The sequence below is a fragment of the Bradyrhizobium sp. AS23.2 genome (assembly GCF_001908185.1).
Classification (GTDB): domain Bacteria; phylum Pseudomonadota; class Alphaproteobacteria; order Rhizobiales; family Xanthobacteraceae; genus Bradyrhizobium.
In genome coordinates, this window is the sequence record NZ_LGHM01000205.1 from 1 (window position 1) to 10,080 (window position 10,080).

Sequence of the window (10,080 nt, forward strand, 5' to 3'; positions counted from 1 at the left end):
CGTCAAACGCAATCCTGTGAGTATGGGTCCCGGATCTGCGCTTCGCTTGTCCGGGACGACATCGGAGTTTGCGGCTCAAGCTCGCATCAAACTGGGGCTCACCCGAACCTCACCCCGATCCGCTTTTCCTTGCGCCAGACCACCGTGCAGGACAGGTGCGTTCCGTCGGCCTGGACGAACAGGGTGAAATGCTCGGGGATGCCGACCGGGCTGGTGACGTCGAGGGCAGCGCCGGTGTCGGAGAAATTGCGGACGGTGCAGTCGATCGCGCCGCCGCCGAACTCGATGGTTCCGGCCTTTAATACGCGGTGCCTGGCGTTATTGCGTCGCTCGTCCATGGGGCCAGTTTACACCCGAAGCTGACACAGACGTTAAGATGCGGCGCCGGCCCCCTGCGAATTTGCGCTGCCGCGGGGCACGGGCGGTATCGTCGGTGGACCAACGCTTCACAGCGCCGGCTGAAACGTCTCTGCCCGCGCCATCCGCCAGGCGTCGCGGAACCGCGGATCTTCCGTGCCTTGAAGCAGTTCGCCCGGGCGTAGCGCGGGATAGAGCTGCGCGAAGGATTTCACGTCGGTCGTCGACTTACGCTGTGTGAAGTGGATCGGGCGCAGCTCCTGCGGATGCGTCAGCCCGGCCGCGGCAATCAGCTCGGTCAGCGAGTGCAGCGTCGCGTGGTGGTAGTTGTGCACGCGGTCGATCTTGAGCGGCACGTAGAGTGCGCGCGCACGCGTCGGGTCCTGCGTCGCAACCCCGGTCGGGCAGCGGTCGGTGTGGCAGCTCAGCGACTGGATGCAGCCGAGCGAGAACATGAAACCGCGCGCCGAATTGCACCAGTCGGCGCCGAGCGCCATCGCCCGCGCCATGTCGAAGGCGGTGGCGATCTTGCCGGACGCACCGATCTTGATGCGGTCGCGCGCATTGATGCCGACCAGCGCGTTGTGGACGAAATTGACGCCCTCGCGCATCGGCATGCCCAGATGATCCATGAACTCCAGCGGCGCGGCGCCGGTGCCGCCTTCATTGCCGTCGACGACGATGAAATCCGGATAGATGCCGGTCTCCAGCATCGCCTTGCAGATCGCCAGAAACTCCCATGGATGGCCGATGCACAGCTTGAATCCGGCCGGCTTGCCGCCGGAGAGGCGGCGCATCTCCGCGATGAACTGCATCATGCCGGTCGGCGTGGAGAAGACGCGGTGCGAGGCCGGCGAGATGCAATCCTCACCCATCGAGACGCCGCGGATCTTGGAAATCTCCTCCGAGACCTTCGCCGCCGGCAGCACGCCGCCATGGCCCGGCTTGGCGCCCTGGCTGATCTTGAGCTCGACCATCTTGATCTGGTCTTCGGTGGCGACGCGCGCGAACGCTTCCGGATCGAAGGTGCCGTCGAGATGACGGCACCCGAAATAGCCGGAGCCGATCTCCCAGATGATGTCGCCGCCCATCTCACGATGATAGGGGCTGACGCCGCCCTCGCCGGTGTCGTGCGCAAAGCCGCCCTTTTTCGCGCCGGCATTGAGCGCACGCACGGCATTGGGGCTGAGCGCGCCAAAGCTCATTGCCGAGACGTTGAACACCGAGGCCGAATAGGGCTTGGTGCATTCCGGACCACCGATCATGACGCGGAATTTCTCCGCGGCGTGCGCCTTCGGCGCGACCGAGTGATGCATCCACTCATAGCCCTCGCGATAGACGTCCTCTTGCGTGCCGAACGGCCGCTTGTCGAGCTGCATCTTGGCGCGCTGATAGACCACCGCCCGGATGTCGCGCGAGAATGGCATCCCGTCCTTCTCGCTCTCGAAGAAGTACTGCCGCATCTCGGGCCGTATCTCCTCGAGCAGGAAGCGGATATGCGCCGAGATCGGGTAATTGCGCAGGACCGCGTGACCTTTTTGCAGGAGATCTCGCACGCCGAGCAGCGTCAGCCCGCCGAAGATCACGATCGGAGTGATCAGGATGTCGAAGGCCTTTCGATCGGCAATGCCGATACCGATCAGAAGTGCGGTGACCACCGTGCAGATCGTCAGGATGATGTAGCGCGGCGAGAACGGAAGGAGCAGGGTTTCCATGATCCCCTCTTCGAGGGGGCCCCTGGGCTGATTGTGCATCTTGTTATCGTGGGCCACGACCACATCCCTCCAGTCAGAATGACGGGGTACGACACGCCCGCCCCACGTCGATGGATATGACGCGGACCTGTCCTGAGGCTACCGAATCCGGATGCTGCAAATCAATCCATCCAGGCCGCGCCTTTTGCAGTGCAATAGCTTCAAATGAAATGACAAATCAGTGACTGTGCGGCTGGGCCTCGTGCGGGATCACGCCGTGCCGGTCGAGACCACCCTGCGCCAGCCAGGCATCGGTGCCCGCGATAGCACGCGCGATGTGCTCGTCGGTACGCGAGAAATCGTAAGGTGACCCGACCAGCGGACAAAGCGGCGGCACCACGACATATTCGATGTCGGACGCGAGCCCTTCGAGCTCCGCCACCAACTGCCGCGCGATCAGCAGCGTCAGCGCATGCAGGGCGTTGGCGACGGCCCCCACCGGGGGATGCTCGACCGCACAAGCATGCCCGGCCGGCAGCACGACGAGCCGTTTTGCTCCTTTCGCGACCGCGACCCGGACCGGGGTGTTCGACGAAATCGCACCGTCGGCAAGGAACCGATTGCGGTAGTGGACCGGCGTGAAGGCGCCGGGGATCGCGGTGGACGCCAGGATGGCTTCCACCGCCGGCCCTTCCGACAGCACCACGCTGTCGCCCGAGAGGAAATCGGTGGCGACGATGTGCACGGGCAGCGCGGCATCCTCGAGGTTGCGATAGGGCAGATGGTCCTCGACCAGCTTGCGGATGCCGTCATGGGGAATCAGGAAATCCCGCCGCCACATGAATCCGGCGAGGCTTCGCCACGTGACCGGGAAGACGTGATGACGCTTCAGGCCACGCCAGACCGCTTCAAGCCCGAGCACGCCCTTGAGCGAGGGATCGCCGGCATAATAGGCGCCGTTGATCGCACCGACGCTGGAGCCGACCACAAGATCGGCAACGACCCCGTGCTTGGCCAGCGAATGCATCATGCCGACCTGGATCGCCCCGAAACTGCCGCCGCCCGCTAGCACGAAGGCGGTCGGTTTCGGCGGACGGCCATGGTCGATCACGGACAAGACGTGCACAGCTCCCCCAGCTCTCGCATTGCAACATCGTGGCGAGATTTTGGCGCGAGCTTATAGCAGCGCCCGCACGAGCGGCGCCAATAACAAAGTCGGGGGGAGGAAGGTGAGCGGGGAAGGAGGGCAGTTAGCGAGTGTGAGTCAAGACGCGAGCCCCACTCTCAACTGTCGTCCCCGCCTAGTGCGCAATCGCGCACGGGCGCGGGGACCCATAACCCCAGGGAGGAGTTTTAGCGCGAGCAGATAACCACGAGCCTTCGCCAAACCGCAGCCTGTGGTTATCGCGACGAGGGGAAGCGCTCGCGCGGGGGTCCCGGATCTGCGCTTCGCTTGTCCGGGACGACAGGGGAGTTAGCCCTGGCGAGCGGCGCTTACCGCTCGACGAACGCCTTCTCGATCACGAAGTGGCCGGGCTTGTTGCCGGAGCCCTCGATGAAATCGCGGCCTTCGAACATCACTTTCAGCTCTTCCAGCATCGCCGGGCTGCCGCACATCATGATGCGGTCGGTTGCGATGTCGAGCGGACCCTGGCCGATGTCGTTGAAGATCTGCCCGGAGTTGATGAGGTCGGTGATGCGGCCGCGGTTGCGGAACGGCTCGCGGGTCACGGTCGGATAATAGACGAGCTTCTCCGACAGCAGCGGCCCGAACAGCTCATCCTCGCGCAAGCCGGCGACGAGCTTCTCGCCATAGGCGAGCTCGGAGACCTGACGGCAGCCATGCACCAGCACGATGCTGTCGAACTGGTCGTACACCTCGGGGTCCTTGATCAGGCTCGCGAACGGCGCGAGTCCGGTGCCGGTCGAGAGCAGCATGAGCCGCTTGCCGGGGATGAGATTGTCGGTGATCAGCGTGCCGGTCGCCTTGCGGCCGACCAGGATGGTGTCACCTTCCTTGATCTTCTGGAGGCGCGAGGTCAGCGGACCGTCCTGGACCTTGATCGAGAAGAACTCGAGTTCTTCCTCGTGATTGGCGCTCGCCATGCTGTAGGCGCGCAGCAGCGGGCGGCCGTCGACCTCGAGGCCGATCATGGCGAACTGGCCGTTCTGGAAGCGGAAGCCGGTATCGCGCGTGGCGCGGAAGCTGAACAAAGTGTCGGTCCAGTGCTGGACCGAAAGGACCTTCTCTCGGTAAAACGCGCTCATGATTTTCGATATTCCGAATAATTGCGGTTTTAGAACAAAAGCGTTGCCCGGCCCCGGAAACGAGGCGGACACCATTTGCCATGGCGGAGGATTTCACGTGTGTGATCTACGCCATTGAGACCAATAATCAACCTCGGTCCGGATGCAATTGATGCCGGTCAAACCGGCATTTGCGGCGGAAATGGTCACATCATTAATGAATCTGCTCCCGGGCGCGCGCGGAGTGCAATTTCTTTTCCCTCCAGGGCTTGATTGCAGCACTTAATTTCCGGCGCGCTCGCGAGAATTTCATTAAGAATAGCTCTGATTTTCACCCCGGTTTGGCGCCGTTTCCCGCATTTTTGCGGCTTTTGGCGACAGGAACGACTGAAGCACATGGCAGGCGGCGAACGCATCTTCATCCAGGCGATCCGGCGCTATTGCGCGAACCACGGCATCGCGGTCGACGTCCGCTCCGGCGGCTGGCTGATCGTCATGCGCCGGGACGGGACGCGCCGCTTCGCCTTCGGCTACGACATCGGCCTCAACAGCGCCATCGCCCACCGCCTCGCCAACGACAAATCGGCCACCGCCGAGGCGCTGGCGCTGGCGGGCGTGCCCTGCGTCCCCCATCACCTCTTCCTCAATCCGAGCATGGGCGCGCATGTCGCCGGCGCCCATTGGCGTGAAGCGATGCTGGCGCTGCTCGCGCAGAACCCGCAAGGTGTCGTGGTGAAGCCGAACGAGGGGACATCGGGGCGCGCGGTGTTCAAAGCGACAAACGGTGACGAACTCGATCGCGCCGTGACCGAGGTTTTTTCATCGAGCCTCGGCCTCGTGATCGCGCCTTATGTCGAGATCGAGAACGAGGTCCGCGTGATCCTGCTCGATTGCAGGCCGATGATCGTCTACCGCAAGGAGCGCCCGTCGGTCGTTGGCGACGGGGAGCATACATTGCATGAACTCGCCACTAGGGCGGGACACGACTGGCAGCTCCGCGAGCTCACCGCGCACGAGGTGAACGCGATCGTCCCGAAGGGCGAGCTGCGCATCTTGAACTGGCGGCACAATCTCGACGCCGGCGCGCGACCCCTTCTCATCGAAGATGGTGAGGTGCGCGGGGAGTGCACTGGGATCGCCATCGACGCCGCCAACGCCATCGGTATCGCCTTCGCGTCGATCGACCTGGTCCGTGTGGATGGCGAGTGGCGTGTGCTCGAGATCAATTCCGGCGTGATGATGGAGGCGCTCGCGAAGCTGCATCCGGAGCTGGTGCAGGCGACGTACGATGCGGCGCTGGATCGGGTGTTTGGCGAGCCGCGCTGAGCACTACGTATGTGGTGCAATCCCTTCTCCCCTTGTGGGAGAAGGTGGCATAGGCGGCCTTCGGCCGCCGTTCTTGAGAACGCCGAAGCAAAGCTTCGGCTATGGCGCCGGATGAGGGGTCTGTCTCCGCGAAATGAAATGAGAGCAGAACTTGCGGAGGCAGACCCCTCACCCATCTCGCCGCTCCGCGGCGAGCCACCCTCTCCCACAAGGGGCCTACAAGGGGAGAGGGTGCAGCGAGATCGCGGCGCGAACGCTGGAAACACAAATCGCTCTAATTATTCGCGCTCGCGGAATCGTCCATTGCCTTGAACGCCTCTTCCAATTGCAGCGAGATCGGCACGTTCAGCCGTTCGCCGGTCGGAAGCCGCGCGGTGAACCATTTGTTGTAGAGCGGGACGAGGTCGTGGTTGGAGCCGAGCTTGCGGAACGTGCGCTCGACCACGGCTGAGAGTTGCGGCTCGCCCTTCCTGAACATGATGCCGTAAGGATCGTAGGACAGGTAATCGCCGGTGACGCGGAACTTGTCCTGCGCCTTGTGGCGCAGGATCAGGCCGTAAAGCAGGATGTCGTCGGTCGCGAACGCATCGGCCTTGCCGTCGACGAGCATCTGGTAGGACTGTTCGTGATCGGCGCCGACGGCGATGTTCAGCCCCAAAGAGAACTTCTTGTCGGCCGCCTGAATCGCCTGCTCGTTGGTGGTGCCCTTCGTCACCACGATGGTCTTGCCCTTCAGATCGGTCAGCGACTGGACGCTGGACGCCTTTGGCACCATCAGCTTGGTGCCGGCGACGAACATCAGGGGCGAGAACGCGACGCGCTTGCCACGCTCGGCGTTGGCCGTGGTCGAGCCGCATTCCAGGTCGATCTTGTTCTGCAGCACGGCATCGATACGGTCATCCGAGGTGACCTTGACGTAGTCGATCTTCAGGTCGGGATCGTCGACCTCGACGCCGATCTCCTCGACGATGGCCTCGCAGAGCTCGAGGCTGTAGCCGATTGGACGGTTGGCTTGGTCGAGGAAGGAGAACGGCGGCGAGCTCTCGCGATAGCCGAGCCGCACCGTGTGGCTGCTCTTGATGGCCGACAGCGTCGGGCTAAGCCCTTCGCTGCCGGCGGTCTGAGCCAAGGCGCCGGTTGCCAGCAGACACGCTGCCAGCAACAGGCTGCTCGAAATCGCCGTTGAAAGGCGCATGACGCACTCCCGTCAATGGCCGGCCATCGCGGGCACTTCGCCGGGCACCATGTCGCCGGGCACGGCCTCGCCCGGTCCCAACGCGTGCTCGGGCCCGAGCTCGCCCTCCCACTTCGCGACCACCGCGGTCGCGAGCGAGTTGCCGATCACGTTGGTGGCGCTACGGCCCATGTCGAGGAAGGTGTCGATGCCCATGATCATCAACAGGCCCGCCTCAGGAATGCCGAACTGGGCGAGCGTAGATGCGATCACCACCAGCGAGGCACGCGGCACGCCGGCGACGCCCTTCGAGGTGATCATCAGCGTTGCCAGCATGGCGAGTTGCGTCGCAAGCGACATCTCGATGTGGTAGGTCTGCGCAATGAAGATGCTGGCGAAAGTGCAGTACATCATCGTGCCGTCGAGATTGAAAGAGTAGCCGAGCGGCAGCACGAAGCTCGAGATCCGCGACGAGGCGCCGAAGCGGTTGAGCCCCTCCAGCGTCTTCGGATAGGCCGCTTCCGAGCTCGCGGTCGAGAACGCGATCATCAGCGGCTCGCGGATCAGCTGCAATAGATGACTGTATCGCGGCCCGATCACGATGAAGCCGACGATGACAAGGATGCCCCACAGGAGCAGAAGCGAGAGATAGAAGCCGCCCATGAAGACGACGAGCTTCCAGAGCACCAGCAGGCCGTTCCTGGCCACGGTCGCGGTGATGGCGGCCCAGACCGCGAGCGGCGCGAACAGCATCACGTAGCTGGTGACCTTGAGCATGATGTGGGAGATGTCGTCAATCAGTGCCAGGATCGGCTTGGAGCGCTCGGGCATCGCGCCCATCGCCACCGAGAAGAACACGGCGAAGATCACGATCTGGAGGATCTCGTTCTGCGCCATCGCGTCCGCGATCGAGGTCGGGATCAGATGGGTCAGGAATTTCTCGATCGAGAAGGCCGAAACGGGAAGGCCGGTCGACTGCGCCTTGTCAGGCAGCGTGCCGGGGAAATTCGCGCCGGGCTGAAGCAGATTGACCATGATGAGGCCCAGCATCAGCGAAACGAAGGAGGCGCTGATGAACCAGCCCATGGTCTTGGCGAAGATGCGTCCGAGCTTGGCGCCCGAGCCCATATGGGCGATGCCGCCGACCAAGGTCGCGAACACCAGCGGCGCGATGATCATCTTGATCAGGCGCAGGAACATCATGGCGATCAGGTTGATGGACGAGGCCCAGTCGGCTCGCGTATCGGGCAGGAAGTTGTAGATCGCCGAGCCCATCACGATGCCCAGCACCATCGCGGCCAGAATGTATTGCGTAAACCTGTTCGACATAGCTTACCCCCGCGTACACCGGCGCTTCATGATGTCGCAGATACGACGACGAAGCAACACGCTTGGCGTGCACTCGCGACGGCGAGATGTTCCCGTTGCGAAACTGAAGCCGGCGATCTAGCTTTCACGCAGCGCACAACGAATGTGGCCTGCACGTTTTCCTTGCGGCGGCTGCATCAATAACCGTCAAACACGCTAGGAGGGAGACGCCATGAGCGGCAGCATCAATCGCCAGGTTGTTCTGGTTGAAAAGCCCAGCGGCAAGCTCGGTTCCGAGCACTTCAAGATGGTCGAGGGCGCGATGCCCGAGCCGAAGGACGGCGAGGCCTTGCTGCGCGTGCGTTACATCTCGCTCGACGCCGCCAACCGCGCCTGGATGCACGGCGCGACCTATCGCTCCGCGGTCGAAGCCAACAGCGTGATGGCCGGCGGCGCCATCGCCGAGGTCGTCAGCTCGAAAGCGCCGGATCTTGCGCCCGGCGACATCGTGTTCGGCGACACCGGCTGGCAGGAGTTTGCCGCGGTGCCGGCGAAGCATCTCACAAAAATGCCGAAGCTGGAGCCGATGACACATCTGCTCAGCGTGTTCGGCATTGCCGGCCTCACCGCCTATTTCGGCTTGCTGGAGGTTGGCAAGCCCAAGGAGGGCGAGACCGTCGTGGTTTCGGCGGCCGCAGGCTCGGTCGGCTCGATCGTCGGTCAGATCGCCAAGATCCGGGGATGCCGCGTGGTCGGCATCGCCGGCGGCGCCGACAAGTGCAGCTGGCTGACCTCCGAGCTCGGCTTCGACGCCGCCGTTGACTACAAGGACGGCGCGGTGTTCAGGGCGTTGCGTGCAGCCGCGCCGAAAGGCATCGACGTCTATTTCGACAATGTCGGTGGCGACATTCTCGAAGCCTGCATTCCGCAGATGAACAATTACGGGCGCATCGCCTGCTGCGGCGCGATCTCGCAATATGACGGCGTGCCGTCGGCGCACGGCCCGCGCGGCGTGCCGGGCTGATCGTGGTGAAGCGGCTCGTCATGCAGGGCTTCATCGTGATGGATTACATGAAGGAGAGCCAGCGCGCGCTCGCCGAGCTGCAGGCCTGGGTCAAGTCCGGCAAGCTGAAGGTGCAGGAAGATATCATCGATGGATTGGAGAACACACCGAAAGCGCTGATCGGATTGCTTGCGGGCGAGAACCGCGGCAAGCGGATGGTCAAGCTTTGACGATGTAGTTGCTCGCAACTTCGCCGGCATAATCTACTTGCGGTAGCGGGCAAAGCGGCCAATGATGCCGCACGCGAGGTATTATTCGCGACAATTACATTTGCATCACATTGATTTTCCGTCGGCGTTCCCGACAGGGCAGGATTCACTCAGATGTTCAACACGTTGAAACATATTTCGACGCGAAAAGCGCTGCTGGCGGCGGCACTCTTCGCGGCTGCAACACGCGCATTCGCGCAGATGCCAACCGACGCGCAGAAGGCCGCTATCCGCTCTTCGTGCCGATCAGACTACGAGACGCATTGCGCCAGAGTCCCGCCCGGCGGCGAAGCATCGTTGCAATGTCTCCAGAGCCACGTGTCCAGCCTGTCATCGGGATGCCAGAGCGCTGTGCGCGCGATCGAGCCCGCGGCTGCGCCCAAGACCGAAGCCGCGCCGGCCAAGTCTGAACCGGCAAAGACCGAAGCGGCGCCGGCCGCTGAACCGGCGGCCAAACCGGCCGCCGCAGCCGCGCCGAAGGCCGCTGCGCCAAAACAGCCGAGCAGCGCGCAGGTCGCGGCGGTCAAGAGCGCCTGCCGCGCCGATTATCCCAAGGTCTGCGCCGGCGTGCCGCCGGGCGGCGCGCCCGCGCTCGAATGCCTGGAGAAGAACAAGGCGAAGGTGTCGGCCGCCTGCGCGAAGGCCGTGAGCGCCGCGGCCGGTGGCGGCGGCGCAGCAGCAACCGCAGCGCCTGCGGGCGCA

8 protein-coding genes and 1 pseudogene are annotated in these 10,080 nt (G+C 63.6%); 3 read left to right on the top strand and 6 right to left on the bottom strand.

The genetic code is table 11. From position 1 onward, the window contains the following. Nucleotides 1-98: 98 nt before the first annotated feature. The 4 genes from AC630_RS36290 to AC630_RS36305 form a co-directional block, all read right to left on the bottom strand. A complete protein-coding gene (locus AC630_RS36290; protein WP_074123200.1) occupies nucleotides 99-338 on the bottom strand; it encodes a PilZ domain-containing protein in 240 nt (79 codons plus the stop codon). A 108-nt stretch (nucleotides 339-446) separates the two neighbouring features. After that, the gene (locus AC630_RS36295) at nucleotides 447-2,072 is read right to left on the bottom strand and encodes an FMN-binding glutamate synthase family protein (protein ID WP_074123206.1); all 1,626 of its coding nucleotides are present in this window, start codon (nucleotides 2,070-2,072) and stop codon (nucleotides 447-449) included. Between the two features lie 217 nt (nucleotides 2,073-2,289). Then, nucleotides 2,290-3,162 (bottom strand): patatin-like phospholipase family protein, encoded by an 873-nt coding sequence (locus tag AC630_RS36300; RefSeq protein ID WP_245330627.1) that lies wholly within the window; start codon nucleotides 3,160-3,162, stop codon nucleotides 2,290-2,292. 383 nt (nucleotides 3,163-3,545) lie between these two features. Beyond that, nucleotides 3,546-4,319 carry a ferredoxin--NADP reductase gene (locus tag AC630_RS36305; RefSeq protein WP_074123201.1) on the bottom strand — a complete coding sequence of 258 codons (774 nt, stop codon included), beginning with the start codon at nucleotides 4,317-4,319 and terminating at the stop codon, nucleotides 3,546-3,548. Between the two features lie 375 nt (nucleotides 4,320-4,694). On the opposite strand from AC630_RS36305, the gene AC630_RS36310 reads away from it, so the two are divergent. After that, the gene (locus tag AC630_RS36310) at nucleotides 4,695-5,624 is read left to right on the top strand and encodes an ATP-grasp domain-containing protein (protein ID WP_074123202.1); all 930 of its coding nucleotides are present in this window, start codon (nucleotides 4,695-4,697) and stop codon (nucleotides 5,622-5,624) included. Between the two features lie 274 nt (nucleotides 5,625-5,898). Here AC630_RS36310 and AC630_RS36315 read toward each other — a convergent pair whose 3' ends face one another. Together AC630_RS36315 and AC630_RS36320 are read right to left on the bottom strand one after the other, a co-directional pair. Beyond that, nucleotides 5,899-6,819, bottom strand: coding sequence for an amino acid ABC transporter substrate-binding protein (locus AC630_RS36315; protein WP_074123203.1), 921 nt, complete (start codon nucleotides 6,817-6,819; stop codon nucleotides 5,899-5,901). A gap of 12 nt (nucleotides 6,820-6,831) precedes the next feature. Beyond that, nucleotides 6,832-8,127, bottom strand: a complete 1,296-nt coding sequence (locus AC630_RS36320) for a dicarboxylate/amino acid:cation symporter (protein ID WP_074123204.1) — start codon at nucleotides 8,125-8,127, stop codon at nucleotides 6,832-6,834. 211 nt (nucleotides 8,128-8,338) lie between these two features. On the opposite strand from AC630_RS36320, the pseudogene AC630_RS36325 reads away from it, so the two are divergent. Both AC630_RS36325 and AC630_RS36330 read left to right on the top strand, forming a co-directional pair. Continuing rightward, a pseudogene (locus AC630_RS36325) lies at nucleotides 8,339-9,339 on the top strand (NADP-dependent oxidoreductase). Nucleotides 9,340-9,492: 153 nt separating this feature from the next. Next, nucleotides 9,493-10,080: cysteine rich repeat-containing protein (locus tag AC630_RS36330; protein ID WP_074123205.1), on the top strand; the 588-nt coding region annotated here is incomplete at its 3' end.

What these genes read in the sequence shown, in the direction of transcription:
- AC630_RS36290 (WP_074123200.1), bottom strand. Translation starts at nt 338, where the DNA reads ATGGACGAGCGACGCAATAACGCCAGGCACCGCGTATTAAAGGCCGGA.
- AC630_RS36295 (WP_074123206.1), bottom strand. Translation starts at nt 2,072, where the DNA reads ATGGAAACCCTGCTCCTTCCGTTCTCGCCGCGCTACATCATCCTGACG.
- AC630_RS36305 (WP_074123201.1), bottom strand. Translation starts at nt 4,319, where the DNA reads ATGAGCGCGTTTTACCGAGAGAAGGTCCTTTCGGTCCAGCACTGGACC.
- AC630_RS36310 (WP_074123202.1), top strand. Translation starts at nt 4,695, where the DNA reads ATGGCAGGCGGCGAACGCATCTTCATCCAGGCGATCCGGCGCTATTGC.
- AC630_RS36315 (WP_074123203.1), bottom strand. Translation starts at nt 6,819, where the DNA reads ATGCGCCTTTCAACGGCGATTTCGAGCAGCCTGTTGCTGGCAGCGTGT.
- AC630_RS36320 (WP_074123204.1), bottom strand. Translation starts at nt 8,127, where the DNA reads ATGTCGAACAGGTTTACGCAATACATTCTGGCCGCGATGGTGCTGGGC.